The following is a 14758-nucleotide window of genomic DNA, read 5'->3' on the forward strand; positions in this document are numbered from 1 at the left end:
AATGAAGAACGACCGGGTGCTGAAGAGCATTGTGCTGATTCAGGCGATCTGTATGATTATTTTAGCTCTCGTAGTGGTATTCCGTGTTCTGCTCCCACCCAAGGCAGATCCGCAAGCGGCGGTCGATAATTCACAAGACCAAGAAGGCCCCGCCCCTGCGGAGGAGCCGCTTGCTGCCAAGGTTGGCCATGAGCAGATTACCGCGAAGCAGCTCAGTGATGAGCTGCAACTGCAGTACGGTGATCAGCTGCTGCGTACCCTTATGGTGCGCGCCGCTACCCGGCAGGAAGCGGAAGCTTACAATTTGAGCATCTCGGACACGGAAATGAACGATGAGCTTGAAGCTATGATGACGGGCTATGAGAGCAAGGAACAGTATTACGCATCGATGAAAGAGCAGCTCGGTTTGACGCCTGAGGGAATTCGGGAAGATACGGAGTATCGGCTGCTGCTTGAGAAAATCGCTCTTCGTTCCGTAGAAGTAACCGAATCGGAGATTGATGCCTACATAGCAGACAACAAGGAGCAGTTCGCCCCCCGGAAGCAGCTGCATCTGGCATGGATTGTGCTGGCAACGGAGAAGGAAGCGGATGACCTGCTGCAACAGCTTGAATCCGGAGAAGATTTTGCCCTGATGGCAAAGACCTATTCACTCGATACCGATACGGCGGACAGCGGCGGGGATTTAGGATTTATTGAAGCCGATGATCCGTTTACGGATGATGCCATCCTGGAAGCAGCCAACCAGCTGTCGGTTGGTGAAGTAACCGGGCCGATCGAAGTAGAGCAGGGGCAAGCCGTCATTCAGTTGCTCGAAACGCATACGGAGGAAGTGCTCAGCGAGAGCCGTATACGCGAGCAAGTGAAGAGAGAGCTGGCGTTGTCCAAGCTGAACGGGCTGCGGGAAGTTGAGAATTCACTCCTGCAGAAATATAACGCGGAAGTGCTGCCTAAACCGTCCAAAGGGTAGAGCTATAGGCCTTTTGTTCGAAAACTGACTATTGACAACTACTGGGTTTCATTGATAATATGTAAGTAAAACCAACTGATTTAGTCGGAATAAGGAGGAGCACTATTCATGGCTAGAATTGTACAAAGCGTGACTGAACTTATTGGGGATACACCGCTTGTCCGCTTGAACCGTTTGGTACCGGAGGACAGCGCGGAAATTTACGTGAAGCTCGAATACCAGAACCCGGGCGCAAGCGTTAAGGATCGTATTGCAATCAGCATGATCGAAGTGGCTGAACAGCAAGGTATTCTTAAACCGGGTGATACGATTGTAGAACCAACCAGCGGTAACACGGGAATCGGCCTGGCAATGGTAGCTGCCGCTAAAGGCTATAAAGCTATTCTTGTTATGCCTGAAACAATGAGCGTTGAGCGTCGCAACCTACTTCGCGCTTACGGTGCTGAGCTTGTGCTTACACCGGGATCGGAAGGCATGAACGGAGCAGTTCGCCGTGCAGAAGAGCTTCAAGCCGAGAATCCTTCTTACTTCATTCCGCAACAATTTAAGAACCAAGCGAACGTGAAAGTACACCGTGAAACAACAGGTCCTGAGATCGTTGAAGCGATCAACTCGCTTGACGGCAAATTGGATGCATTCGTTGCGGGTATCGGTACAGGCGGTACAATTTCCGGTGCAGGCGAAGTCCTGAAGAAGAACTTCCCGGGCATCAAAGTAGTTGCTGTTGAGCCTGCTGCTTCTCCGCTGCTCTCCGGCGGTAACCCTGGCGGCCACAAAATTCAAGGGATTGGCGCTAACTTCATCCCTGAAATTCTGAACCGTGAGATTTACGACCAAGTCATCACGATTGAGAATGACGAGGCTTTCGAAACAGCTCGCCGTGCAGCGAAAGAAGAAGGCATTCTTTGCGGTATTTCCTCCGGTGCAGCGATCTTCGCAGCGCTGAAGGTTGCTAAAGAACTCGGTAAAGGCAAACGTGTCGTTGCCATTATTCCATCTAACGGCGAACGTTACCTGTCCACACCGCTGTTCAACTTCGAGAACTAATCGTAAGCGTTATGCTTGCGCACAGAGGATCCCCTTTCCAAGGGGGATCCTTTTTTATTTGATAAAACACCCCACTCAAGGAAAAGATAAACAAATCCTTGGCAGAAAATGAGGTGTTGCAGCAGTGCCGACCCCTAAGACCGACGATTGGAATACCTATCATCTCGCACTCCAAGAGCGTACTTACCGAATCGAATGGCTGTCATCGATGGCGGACCAGCAAATCATGCGGGAGCGCTTCTTACCCATGCTCCAACTCCATAAGCCCCATTCCAGCGAAGAGATGCAACTGATCCTGCCGATCGAAAATATCGAGATTAAGACGCGTGCCGATATGCATCAGTATTTGCTGCAAGGGTATATCAGTGTAACCATCGAAACAGCCGGTGTCGCTCATCCGGATGTTCTCTATTTTCCTTGTAAGAAAAGTAATTATCGGAGCATTGAGGTTCCGCTTGAGGAGTTTGCGGAATCCGGGCCAATGGAAGCCTTCACCGAATCGCTGGAAATGAATTTGAATCTCATTCGCAGACGCCTGGTTTCCGAACGGTTGCATGTTCGCAATCTCATTCTCGGTAGCGGCAAGCTGCCTGTTTCCATTCTCTATATGGCTGATAATGTCATGGAAGCAGATCGTTTAACCTACCAAGTTGAACAAGCATCGATCGATCATCCGAAAGCACTGCTCGATATATCTAGCTTTGCCATGCTTCTTCCGAACGGCACGCGTACCTTCTTCTCGCCGTATGATTTCGCAGAGCTGCCTCTGCGTACGGTACATGCTTTGGAGTATGGCAAGGTCGTTATGCTCATGGAAGGCTCACGTAAAGCATTGATTGCGCCGACCTCGTTCGAGGATTCGTTTACGACTGCTTCCGATTTGTTTTCACCTCGCTATTACGTCATTCTCATTCGAATTCTCCGAGTGGCATGCTTTATTCTGGCTTTAATGCTGACGCCGCTCTATGTAGCGGTATCCACCTATAACTTTCAAATGTTTCCGAGCAAGATCATTGAAACCTTGTTGGTTTCGCGTTACCATGTGCCGTTTTCCCCATTCGTAGAAGCGTTATTTATGGAAATCCTTGTCCTCATTCAACTGGAAGCCGTAACTCGTCTTCCAAACAAGCTCTCGCAAAGCGCAGGAATTGTTGCGGGGATTGTACTTGGAACAGCAGCTGTTGAAGCGGGCATTGTGAGCAATGTTATGCTTGTCCTGGTTTCTATTTCATCCTTGCTGACACTGGCTTCGGCAACGGTTCAGCTGCGCGGCATGCTGTTTTTTCTTAAAGTACCTTCCTTGATGCTGGCGGTATTGCTGGGACTTCCAGGCATATGCATGTTTTGGTTTCTGCTGCTGTCCCGGCTGTTCGCCGTTCGTTCGCTGGACAGGCCCATGGCATTTTTCGGTATACATCCGCTATCCCGTTATTTAAAGGGGAGAGGGTGAACGAGAATTGGGACAAGACCGCATAACGGCATGGCAGTTCTTCTATATGGCTTGTGGGATTCAGGGAGCTGCGAATTATTATATCGTAACCTGCAAAATCTCCGGTTTTGCAGGCACTTCGAGTTTTATGTATATGCTTGCGATCGCCATCGCCATCGGCATAGTATGTATGCCTTTAGGAAAGGCGATGACCGGGAGCGATAACAAAGATTTCTTTGCGAGCCATCTCGCTGCGTTTGGCAAACCGATGGGCATCGTGCTGCTGATTCTGTTTCTTGCGGCTTTGCTTCTGGTAGGAGGCATCATGCTCAATCAGATGGTTCTCCTTCTCGATCACTATCAGACGCCTAACTTCCAGTCTTACTGGGTGATCGTGCTCTTCATGATCTGTGCGGTTGTGGCGGCTAAAGGCGGTATCCGCGTTTTTGCGGGGCTCTTCTTCATTGCCCTTTGTGTGCGCGTGCTGGAATATGTGCTGATCATCCTGGGGTCGCTTCCCTATTTTGAAACGCGATCTATTTTACCTCTTTGGAGCGGACAGCCACAGCAATTGGGAGGGGCAGCGGGAAGCGGAACAGCTTTGTTTAGCGGGATTGAGCTGCTGGTGTTTCTCAAGCTCTATACAAGTGGTCTGAAGGCCTCCTCAATACGTTACGCTTTATGGGCGGCGATTGGCGTGCATAGTGCGTTTACGCTCCTGGCATTGTGGTTGTTGCTTGGTGTGTTTGGCATTGAAATTGTGTCTGCGAACATCGTGACGACCGTTGACCTGTACAAAATCATGTCCTTTCCGTTCTTCGAGAACATCGATCAAGCTGGAGTGAGCTTTCAGCTGTTTCGTCTGCTTCCCATTCTGTCACTGCTGCTCTGGATCGTTTCATCTTTGCTTCGGAAGACAGTCCTATGCAAATGGCCGGAAATGGTTCATCTGTGCTTAGGTGCACTGCTTTTTCTTGCAACGGCGATGACCCTCTGGTTTTTGCGGTATACACAGTTATTAGAAAATTGGCAGCCGCTCTTGACGGTGTTTATGGTAGTTGTCTATATCCCTCTATATGGGCTGCTCAGCCGTAAAAACAAAGGTTCCGGAAAAGCGATTTCAGTCAAAGAAGGGAGCTAGTGACCATGCCGCGTAAAGGGCTGATCGGTATGACGCTGGTGATGATTCTGCTGCTTCCTGGATGCCAAGGCGATTTACTCGAGAAATTAAGCATTGTTTATGCTATTGCTTATGAGGCGAATGAGGAGGAAAAGGATCAAATCTCAGCCACTTATTTGATACCGCTCTATAAGAAAGAAGAGGTGGAAAGCCGGATTGTTCGTACGCAAGGAAGATCTACCATTGAGACGCGAAATCTGGCCGCCCTTAAGACCGGAGGCAAATTTGTCGATGAGAAGACACAGGTGCTGCTTATTGATCAAGGACTGGCGAAGCAAGGGGTTTTCGGCCGCGTATTAACCTACTATGCAAGCAGGCTGAATTTGCCCGGAAATATGTCACTGACAGTGACGGAGACCTCGCCTTCAAGCCTTCTTGAAATGCCATTGAAGGAAGTTGACCCTGGTACAAGTATTAACAATCTCCTTGCTAAGAACGAGGACCAAGGCGTCATTCCGCCAACCAATTTGTTGACCTTCGTCCGGCAGCATGCGAGCAAAGGTCAGGATCCGTATCTGCCTCTTATACGCAAGGATGGAAGTTCGCATGCTCAGCTGGTCGGGATTGCCTTGTTTAAAGACGACCGCTTCGTCCTTTCATTAAAGGGTTATCGTAATATGCTGCTGTTCTCCTTGCTGCAGCAGTCGGTGGTCAATGGCTACTATGACACGGATGAACAAGAGAAGTCGCTTCGCATGCAAATCGAGCATTCACGTGTTAAGTATGTTTGGGCGGCATCCAGTAAAGTAATGAAGATACGAATCCAGATTCACGCGACTCTTCTTCCGATCAACACAAGCCCGCTGGATGAGGCTTCACCGAGTGAAATCGAGCAAATGAAAAAGAAGGCTGAACAGGCGATCGAGCAGCAGATAAACAAGCTGATTGTGCAATTGCAGCGCAGCAATATCGATCCGATCGGATTAGGGGCAATCGCAAGATCTCAGGATCGTCATTGGAAAGCAGATGCGTGGGATAAGCTGTATCCGCTGCTGAAAGTTCAGACAACAGTGAAGGTGAATGTGGATTCGGAACGCAGATAAGCATCGGCACTATGGCAAATGGATGACGAACCGTCTTTTCTTTTTCCCTCAATTTCGGTATACTAGCTTGCAAACAAAGAGAGCGTGCCATTGCTGACATGGCTCTTTCGAACGGATAGGAAGTGAGGGGCTGCGATATGGAACGTACAGCCTTTAAGGATTGGTTGAACTGGCGGGAAGAAGGTTATACTTCACTGCCATTGCTTACGAAACGCCGGCTGAATAGCGGGGAAGGGCGCCCGGCTTCTTGGGAGGCTGCGTGGAAGACGGCATCGCCACACGCCTTCGTGCTGGAGAGCGGCAAGGATGGCCGTTATACGTACCTTGGCCTTAACCCTGCGTCCGTCATCCGAGGCAAAGGAATGGAAGCAGAGGCGATCGATCATGCTGATGGTCGTGTCACAGCCTATCAGGAGAAGCCGCTCGAAGCGGTGCGCAGCTGGATGGGCGGCCGTAAGGCACCTCGGGTGCCGGGAGCGCCTAAGTGGATGGGCGGCTGTGCAGGGTTCTGGAGCTATGATGTGATTCGCTCGATCGAGCGGCTTCCCGAACAGGCTGCAGATGATCTCGGTTTGCCTGATTATTTGTTTATGCGGATGGACGAGCTGTGGATCGTGGATCATCAAGAGGAGCAGCTTTACTGCGCCGTACATACCGCTCTTACGGGGCAAGAATCCATGCAACAGCTCGAAGCCTTGTATGGAGCAGCCTCCAATCGTGTAGCCCATATGGCCGAACAATGGTCTGATTTTGCCCGGGGAGAAGCAGCTGCTGCGGCAGAAGCACTTCGAAGCGTACGCACTCGCTTTATGGAGGACGGTTCCCTTCAAATTGACTTGGATTCGGTAGAGGGGATTACATCTCCTTTTGCCAAGGAAGCCTTCAAAGCGGCAGTGGAGCGGATTCGGAGCTATATCGCGGCAGGTGATGTGTTCCAGGTGAATCTCTCCCAGCGTCAAAGCCGTTCGATTCAGTCGAGCCCGGAAGAGCTCTACGAATGGCTGAGACTGTTCAACCCTTCACCTTATATGGGATTCCTGAATTGTCCGGACTTCCAACTCGTCTCAGCTTCACCGGAGCTGCTGGTCGAACTCTCGGATGGCAAGCTGGCTACGCGCCCCATTGCGGGGACACGCCGGCGCGGACGTACAGAAGAGGAAGACCGCCTAATGGCGGAAGAACTTCGAAGCAACGAAAAAGAACGGGCGGAGCATATCATGCTCGTCGATCTGGAGCGCAATGATCTCGGTCGTATATCGGCCTATGGCTCCGTTCATGTAGCGGAGCTCATGGTAATCGAATATTACAGCCATGTCATGCATTTGGTCTCCCAAGTTGAAGGCCGGATTGCCCCAGGCAAGGATGCTTATGATGTCATTGGAGCGACATTCCCGGGCGGCACCATTACAGGTGCACCTAAGATCCGTACGATGGAAATCATTGAAGAGCTGGAGCCTACACGGCGCGGACCCTACACGGGATCTCTTGGATGGATTGACTACAACGGAGATATGGAATTTAATATTATTATAAGAACGATGTCGGTGAAGGATGAAGTCGTCCACATTCAAGCCGGAGCCGGAATCGTCATCGATTCCGATCCGGAACGTGAATACCGTGAATCACTGAGCAAGGCCAAGGCACTGTGGAAGGCGATCGAGTACAGCGAGCAATGGGCAGAAGCAAGCCGCGCGCGGCTGTAATCCAAAGGGGGAAATGCAAATGATATTGGTCATCGATAACTACGACTCATTTACGTACAATTTGGTTCAGTATTTGGGAGAGCTGGGCGAGGAGATTGTCGTGAAACGCAATGATGAGATCGGGCTGGAGGACATTGCGGCCCTTGCACCGGATCATATTCTGATTTCGCCGGGACCATGCAGTCCGAACGAAGCGGGTATCAGCCTTGCTCTCATTGAACGTTTCAAAGGCATCATTCCGATATTCGGCGTATGTCTTGGCCATCAAGCGATCGGACAAGCTTTCGGAGGCGACGTTGTTCGTGCAGAGAAGCTGATGCACGGCAAAACCTCGCAGATTCATCATGACGGCCGCACGATATTCGAAGGCATTCCTTCCCCGTATACGGCAACGCGTTATCATTCCTTGATCGTGAAGAAAGAAACACTTCCGGATTGTCTGGAAATCAGCGCGGAAACAGAAGAAGGCGAGATCATGGGATTACGTCACAAGGAGTATCTCATTGAAGGCGTTCAATTCCATCCGGAGTCAATCATCACCGAGAACGGACTGAAGCTGCTTCGTAATTTCCTGAACATGCGGGCAGGCGCGGTACGATGAAGATTGGATGGAATGGCAGCATCAAGCTACAGGAAGAGGCCGTGATCTCGGTATACGATCACGGTTTTTTGTATGGAATGGGTCTCTTCGAGACTTTTCGCACGTATGGCGGAGGTAAGCCGTATTTGCTGGAGCGACACTTGGAGCGATTGTCGGCCGGATGCGAGTCACTTGGCATCAGATGCAAGCTGGATCCGGATGAACTCCGTTGCTGGCTTCGCGAACTGATGGCGGCAAATGAGCTGGATGAGGCGTATGTTCGGCTGACAGTTACCGCAGGGGAAGGCGTGCTCGGTCTTCCGGCGGGTGATTATGAGGAGCCGAATGTGCTGCTGCTCGTCAAAGCATTGCCTGCGCCTAACGAAGCGCTCTATCGGGATGGCCGCGAGCTTGCAGTGCTGCGGACTCGGCGGAATACGCCGGAAGGCGAAGTACGTTTGAAATCGCTGCATTATATGAATAATATTATTGCAAAGCGGGAACTGGCGGCGACTGCCGGTGCTGCGCCGGGAGCAGAAGGGCTGATGCTGACGCGGGAAGGCTGGCTGTCCGAAGGCATCGTCAGCAACTTGTTCTTCGCCCGCGCAGGCAAGGTATTCACGCCTGCCATTGAGACAGGTATTCTCCCGGGGATTACGCGCCAACGCGTAATGGAGCTGGCTCGGGAAGCGGGAGTAGCTGTCGAAGAAGGATTTTACACCTGGACGGAGCTGCTTGAAGCGGAGGAGGTATGGGTAACCAACTCGATTCAAGAGCTTGTACCTGTATCTGTCTTAAGGGATGAAGAAGGGTGCCGCACAGAGGTCGGAAACGGCGAAATCCGCTCGATTACACATAAGCTGCTGGCTGCCTATCGGGAGGATACCAAATCATGAAAGCATGCATAACAGAAGATAAAGTGAAACGATGGCCCTTTGAGCGAAGCTATGTACTTCCCGGTGATGTGCAACTTAAACTTGGAACACGCACGCTCATCATGGGCATTTTGAATATGACACCGGACTCCTTCTCTGATGGTGGCCGTTACAACGAAGTGGAAGCCGCCGTTCGCCATGCCAAGCAAATGGTCGCTGACGGAGCGGATATCATCGATATCGGCGGGGAATCGACGCGTCCGGGCTTCGAGCCTGTTCCGCTTGAGGAAGAGCTGAAGCGGGTCATCCCCGTTATCCGAGCGATTCGAGCTGCACTGCCGGACATTCCGCTTTCTATTGATACTTATAAAGCGGAGACAGCGGATCAGGCATTGCGAGCAGGCGCCCACATCATCAACGACATATGGGGACTTAAAGGTGACGCACGGATGGCCGAAGTTGCTGCAGCGCACCGCTGTCCCGTCATCATTAGTCATAATCGGCAAGCAAGAGACTATTCCAATTTGGTCGCTGACGTCGTAGCTGATTTGCGCGAAAGTATCTCAATAGCTCTGAATGCAGGCGTATCGGAAGATTCGATATGGCTCGATCCGGGGATTGGTTTTGCTAAGACCTATGAGGATAATCTCGCGCTTATGGGCAAGCTTGATCAATTGGTGGCAGAAGGTTACCCCGTGCTGCTTGGCACCTCTCGTAAGAAGTTTATCCGCGAAGCGCTTCAGCTGAATTCGAATGAGATTACGTTTGGTACAGCGGCTACGACTGCTTGCGGCATTATTCAGGGCTGTCAGATTGTCCGCGTACATGATATTCGCGAGAATAAGCAAACCGCCTTAATGAGCGACGCCATTGTATATCTGGGCGCGAAGTCGATATAGGAAGAAATTTGTCGAAGAATGGGGAATGAAACATGGACAAAATGACGCTGAAAGGCATGCGGTTCTTCGGTTACCACGGCGTATTTCCGGAGGAAAACAGACTCGGCCAGCAATTTTATGTGGATCTTTCGCTACAGATGGACTTATCCGAGGCTGCCCGAACCGATAACCTTGAATATACGATTAACTATGCCGAAATTCATGCTCGTGTGAAGACTATTGTAGAAGGACCGCCGTTTAAACTAATCGAAGCGCTGGCCGGTCACGTTGCATCGGCCGTCCTCGACGCTTATACTAGTGTAAATGAAGTGACGGTGTCCGTAACGAAGCCGAACCCGCCATTTGAAATCTTTTTCGACGGCGTGACGGTGGAACTTTGCAGAAAGCGGGATGACTATGGAACCCAACAGCCCGCAAGGCCTTAATGAACTGAATCTCACCGCGCAAGCCGATAGGGCAGATGTTTATATTGCACTTGGCGCTAACGTCGGAGATCGACAGAAGCAGCTTCAGGACGCACTTCATTTGCTGGACAGCCACCCTGCCATAACGGTTGTTCGCGCATCGGCACTTTATGAAACCGATCCTGTCGGGTATACCGATCAGCCGGCTTTTCTCAATATGGCTGCCGCATTGCGAACCTCGCTTGCACCCTATGATCTTTTGCATGCCATGCTTGCGATGGAACTGCAGCTTGGGAGAAAGCGTGATATCCGCTGGGGGCCGCGGACCATCGATTTGGATTTACTTTTATATGAAGGTGTTACGCTTGCGGATGAGGAGCTTACACTGCCGCATCCACGTATGATGGAGCGTGCGTTTGTATTGGTCCCTCTCAGTGATGTACTTCATGAGGAGCATTCGCTGCAGAAGCAAGTGAAAGCAATCGCAAAGCAAGCGCTACAAGACAGAGGGGAAGGAATCGCGCTATGGAATACGATCAATTGGCCGGGCGCGTCCGCGCATTCCGAAAGCTAAAGGGCTATACGCAGCAGGAACTGGCTGCCAAGCTTAGTGTTTCTGTTGCTGTTTTGGGATCGCTTGAGCGGGGAACGCGCAAACCGGATCCTAAGCTGCTGGAGCGAATTTCGGATACACTCGGTATCAGCTACAGCGAACTGACCGCCGATTTTAAATGAGCAATACCGCTGGTTTGATTATTGTTTTTAACTCAGAAGGGAGTCTGGACGTCCATGCTTAAAATCGGAAACATCGAGATGAAGAATCAAGTCGTGCTGGCACCGATGGCAGGTGTGTGCAACCCGGCTTTTCGACTGATAGCCAAAGAATTCGGCACGGGTCTGGTTTGCGCCGAAATGGTTAGCGACAAGGCCATCCTGCACGGTAACAAGCGTACTCTGGAAATGTTGTATGTAGATGAGCGCGAGAAGCCGCTTAGCTTGCAAATTTTCGGTGGCGACCGCGAATCGTTAGTGGAGGCAGCCAAAGTCGTCGACAAACAAACGAACGCGGATATTATCGACATTAATATGGGTTGCCCTGTGCCTAAAGTCACAAAATGCGACGCAGGGGCCAGATGGCTGCTCGACCCTAACAAAATCTATGAAATGGTGTCGGCTGTTGTCGACGCTGTCGATAAACCGGTAACGGTAAAAATGCGGATCGGCTGGGATAGCGAGCATGTGTTTGCCGTTGAGAATGCGCAAGCAGTCGAGCGTGCGGGCGGCAAAGCAGTCAGCGTTCATGGCCGTACAAGGGAGCAATTGTATACCGGTAAGGCCAATTGGGATATTATAAAGGATGTTAAGCAATCCGTATCCATTCCCGTTATTGGGAATGGCGATGTGTTCTCACCGGAGGACGCGCGCAGATTGCTTGATCACACCGGCTGTGACGGTGTCATGATCGGCCGCGGAGCACTCGGTAATCCGTGGATGCTGTATCGGACGATCCAATATCTCCAGACGGGAGAGCTGCTCCCGGATCCAACGCCGCGCGAGAAGCTGGACGTCGCTATTTTGCATATGGATCGTCTTGTTAAGCTGAAAGGCGAATCGACAGCCGTTCGCGAGATGCGCAAGCATTTGGCATGGTATCTCAAAGGGATTCCTGGGGCGGCACGTGTCAAAGACGTCATCATGGAAGAAACGACGCGTGACAACATGGTGCAAATTTTAGGCCAGTATGTCGAGTCATTGGGTGAGCTGAGTGAAGAGCCGACAGCATCGATCACACCTTCCACTTCGGCGGAAGAAGCCGTATATCACTAATCCCAGCGCAAAGGAGCTCGTAAGCGAGCGCCTTTGCGTTTCGTGGAGTTAAGCGATTACATTTGCTCGTTGGCTTTCGTTGACATATAGGGGAAGTTGAAATATAATCTTCCAATAACAAACCGTCCGCCTGGTTTATGACTGGTAATTCTCATTCCTGCGCGGTGTCATCAAGGGCATGATGCGTAATATATTAAGTAACAGTGATTCATACACGGTATGAAAAAATGCCACACGACAGGAGAATTGTAACATGAGTGATAAAGAGATTATCCTTACACAAGACGGGCTTAAGAAGTTGGAAGATGAATTGGAAAACTTGAAGTCCGTCAAACGTCGTGAAGTTGCTGAACGGATCAAAGTGGCTATCGGCTATGGCGATATCAGTGAAAACTCGGAGTATGAGGACGCTAAGAATGAACAGGCGTTTATCGAAGGACGGGTTATCACACTTGAGAAAATGCTTCGTAACGCCCGTATTATCAATAACGATGAAATCAATATCGACACCGTGAGCATTGGCTCCATTGTAACGGTTGAAGATTTGGAATTCGGTGATACGATGGAATATGCGATCGTCGGTACTGCAGAGTCCGATCCGCTTAAGAATAAAATTTCTAATGAAAGCCCGGTTGGTAAAGCTATTCTTGGCAAGAACAAAGGCACGATCGTAGAAGTAAGCGTACCAGCCGGCATCATTCAATATAAAATCGTTGATATTAAAAAATAAACCAGGCATGCCTTTTGAGAAAGCTTCCTTGAGGAAGCTTTTTTCATCATTGTGGAGCAGGAATCTGCTCTGCTTTGGTCAGGCTTATAGGGCAGCGGCTGTACCGTCCTGCCTTTCTGGTACAACAAGGAGATGAATCGTGGTGGAGCAAGGAACGCAAGAACAAGAATTAAGCGAGCTTCTGCAAATTCGCAGAGACAAGCTGGACGAGCTCCGTGGTCTGGGCATTGACCCTTTCGGCGGCAAGTTTGAACGGACTCATCATGCTAAGAACATCGTAGATACGTATGAAGAGGTAAGCAAGGAAGATCTCGAAGCTCAGGCTGTTGAGGTTACAGTTGCAGGCCGAATCATGCAGAAACGTGGAATGGGTAAAGCCAGCTTTGCTCATATTCAAGATTTAAGCGGCAAAATCCAAATTTACGCGCGTAAAGATACCGTTGAGGAAGCGCAGTATCAAGCGTTCGATCTTCTGGATCTTGGCGACATTATTGGCGTTCGCGGTGTTGTTTTCAAAACAAACACAGGCGAAACCTCTATTAAAGCGAAAGAAATCACGGTGCTGTCCAAATCGCTTCTGCCGCTTCCGGAGAAATATCACGGCCTCAAAGACGTTGAGCTTCGTTACCGCCAGCGTTATGTAGATCTGATCGTAAACCCGGAAGTACAGCAAACGTTTATCTTGCGCTCCCGTATTATTCAATCCATGCGTCGTTACCTGGATGCGCAGGGCTACCTGGAAGTGGAAACACCAACACTGCATTCCATCGCCGGCGGGGCTGCGGCTCGTCCGTTCATTACCCACCACAATGCGCTCGATATGCAGCTTTATATGCGTATCGCAATTGAGCTTCATTTGAAGCGTCTAATTGTCGGCGGCATGGAGAAAGTGTACGAAATCGGCCGCGTTTATCGGAACGAAGGCATTTCGACACGTCATAACCCTGAATTCACAATGATCGAGCTGTATGAGGCATATGCCGATTATAAGGATATTATGGCTCTAACCGAGGCGGTTATTGCACATATCGCGCAAGAAGTGCTTGGTACTACGAAAATTATGTATCAAGGGACTGAAGTGGATCTGACGCCGGCATGGCGTCGCGTCTCGATGGTTGATCTGGTCAAAGAAGTGACAGGCGTCGACTTCGGTCAGCAAATGACGGACGAAGAAGCGCATGCACACGCAAAAGCTCATAATGTGAAGGTTGAGCCGCATATGACGTTCGGTCATATCCTTAACGCTTTCTTCGAGGAGTTCTGTGAGCATACGTTGATTCAGCCTACTTTCGTAACCGGACATCCGGTAGCGATCTCCCCGCTCGCGAAGAAGAACGATCTCGATCCACGTTTCACGGATCGTTTCGAGCTGTTTATCGTGGCGCGCGAGCATGCAAATGCCTTTACCGAGTTGAATGATCCGATTGACCAGCGTCAACGTTTCGAGTCGCAGCTTCTTGAGAAAGAGCAAGGCAATGACGAAGCTCATGAAATGGATGAGGATTTCATCCGCGCACTGGAATACGGCATGCCGCCAACAGGTGGACTTGGTATCGGGATTGACCGTCTCGTTATGTTGCTGACAGATGCACCTTCTATTAGAGACGTACTGTTGTTCCCGCTTATGCGTGAGCGTGCAGGCGAATAATCCATTCCTATAGAACCGCCCAGGGAGTTAGTCGCCTTGGCGGTTTTCTTATGAGGATATTCGAGGGAGACCGCTTTCTAAAAAGAAATTGAAAAAAGTTTAAAAAAAGGGTTGCAATGTGGTTGTGGGCTATGATATATTAATCAAGTCGCCGCTGAGACATGGGCGAATGAGTGAGAAAAACATGAAGTATTTGTTCTTTGAAAACTGAACAATGAGCGACCAGTCAAATGGTCATAAATCGCGAAATTAACGTTTCGCAAAGCTAGTTTTTTGAATGAGCTAACAAGCAAATTCATAAACGGTCTTCGGACCACTTTTATGGAGAGTTTGATCCTGGCTCAGGACGAACGCTGGCGGCGTGCCTAATACATGCAAGTCGAGCGGATCTTGCCTTCGGGTAAGGTTAGCGGCGGACGGGTG

15 protein-coding genes and 1 rRNA gene are annotated in these 14758 nt (G+C 50.3%); all 16 read left to right on the forward strand.

Annotation, left to right across the window (positions count from 1 at the left end; genetic code table 11):
• Position 1 precedes the first annotated feature (1 nt).
• Positions 2 to 970: a peptidylprolyl isomerase gene (locus tag AC50Y3_RS28800; protein ID WP_494822142.1), complete on the forward strand. Its 969-nt coding sequence runs from the start codon at positions 2 to 4 to the stop codon at positions 968 to 970.
• 108 nt (positions 971 to 1078) lie between these two features.
• Positions 1079 to 2017, forward strand: a complete 939-nt coding sequence (gene cysK / locus AC50Y3_RS28805; protein ID WP_494822143.1) for a cysteine synthase A — start codon at positions 1079 to 1081, stop codon at positions 2015 to 2017.
• A gap of 124 nt (positions 2018 to 2141) precedes the next feature.
• A complete protein-coding gene (locus AC50Y3_RS28810) occupies positions 2142 to 3467 on the forward strand; it encodes a spore germination protein (protein ID WP_494822144.1) in 1326 nt (441 codons plus the stop codon).
• A 7-nt stretch (positions 3468 to 3474) separates the two neighbouring features.
• Positions 3475 to 4587, forward strand: coding sequence for a GerAB/ArcD/ProY family transporter (locus AC50Y3_RS28815; protein ID WP_494822145.1), 1113 nt, complete (start codon positions 3475 to 3477; stop codon positions 4585 to 4587).
• A gap of 5 nt (positions 4588 to 4592) precedes the next feature.
• Positions 4593 to 5669, forward strand: coding sequence for a Ger(x)C family spore germination protein (locus AC50Y3_RS28820; RefSeq protein WP_494822146.1), 1077 nt, complete (start codon positions 4593 to 4595; stop codon positions 5667 to 5669).
• A 137-nt stretch (positions 5670 to 5806) separates the two neighbouring features.
• Positions 5807 to 7372, forward strand: coding sequence for an anthranilate synthase component I family protein (locus AC50Y3_RS28825; RefSeq protein ID WP_494822147.1), 1566 nt, complete (start codon positions 5807 to 5809; stop codon positions 7370 to 7372).
• A gap of 19 nt (positions 7373 to 7391) precedes the next feature.
• Positions 7392 to 7973 (forward strand): aminodeoxychorismate/anthranilate synthase component II, encoded by a 582-nt coding sequence (gene pabA / locus AC50Y3_RS28830; protein WP_475784590.1) that lies wholly within the window; start codon positions 7392 to 7394, stop codon positions 7971 to 7973.
• Positions 7970 to 8848 carry an aminotransferase class IV gene (locus AC50Y3_RS28835; protein WP_494822148.1) on the forward strand — a complete coding sequence of 293 codons (879 nt, stop codon included), beginning with the start codon at positions 7970 to 7972 and terminating at the stop codon, positions 8846 to 8848. The genes pabA and AC50Y3_RS28835 overlap by 4 nt, the downstream gene beginning before the upstream one ends.
• A complete protein-coding gene (folP, locus tag AC50Y3_RS28840) occupies positions 8845 to 9726 on the forward strand; it encodes a dihydropteroate synthase (RefSeq protein WP_494822149.1) in 882 nt (293 codons plus the stop codon). Before AC50Y3_RS28835 ends, folP begins: the two co-directional genes overlap by 4 nt.
• Before the next feature lie 32 nt (positions 9727 to 9758).
• The gene (gene folB / locus AC50Y3_RS28845) at positions 9759 to 10151 is read left to right on the forward strand and encodes a dihydroneopterin aldolase (RefSeq protein WP_494822150.1); all 393 of its coding nucleotides are present in this window, start codon (positions 9759 to 9761) and stop codon (positions 10149 to 10151) included.
• The gene (gene folK / locus AC50Y3_RS28850) at positions 10123 to 10704 is read left to right on the forward strand and encodes a 2-amino-4-hydroxy-6-hydroxymethyldihydropteridine diphosphokinase (RefSeq protein WP_494822151.1); all 582 of its coding nucleotides are present in this window, start codon (positions 10123 to 10125) and stop codon (positions 10702 to 10704) included. The genes folB and folK overlap by 29 nt, the downstream gene beginning before the upstream one ends.
• Positions 10656 to 10865 (forward strand): helix-turn-helix domain-containing protein, encoded by a 210-nt coding sequence (locus tag AC50Y3_RS28855; RefSeq protein ID WP_475784586.1) that lies wholly within the window; start codon positions 10656 to 10658, stop codon positions 10863 to 10865. Before folK ends, AC50Y3_RS28855 begins: the two co-directional genes overlap by 49 nt.
• A 54-nt stretch (positions 10866 to 10919) precedes the next feature.
• A complete protein-coding gene (gene dusB / locus AC50Y3_RS28860; protein ID WP_494822152.1) occupies positions 10920 to 11957 on the forward strand; it encodes a tRNA dihydrouridine synthase DusB in 1038 nt (345 codons plus the stop codon).
• A gap of 253 nt (positions 11958 to 12210) precedes the next feature.
• On the forward strand, positions 12211 to 12687 hold the full coding sequence (gene greA / locus AC50Y3_RS28865; RefSeq protein ID WP_210664318.1) for a transcription elongation factor GreA: 477 nt from the start codon (positions 12211 to 12213) through the stop codon (positions 12685 to 12687).
• Between the two features lie 139 nt (positions 12688 to 12826).
• Positions 12827 to 14335, forward strand: coding sequence for a lysine--tRNA ligase (gene lysS, locus AC50Y3_RS28870; RefSeq protein WP_494822153.1), 1509 nt, complete (start codon positions 12827 to 12829; stop codon positions 14333 to 14335).
• Between the two features lie 318 nt (positions 14336 to 14653).
• Positions 14654 to 14758: ribosomal RNA gene (locus AC50Y3_RS28875) — 16S ribosomal RNA — on the forward strand; the annotation flags it as partial.

This window comes from Paenibacillus sp. J22R98 (assembly GCF_059383835.1).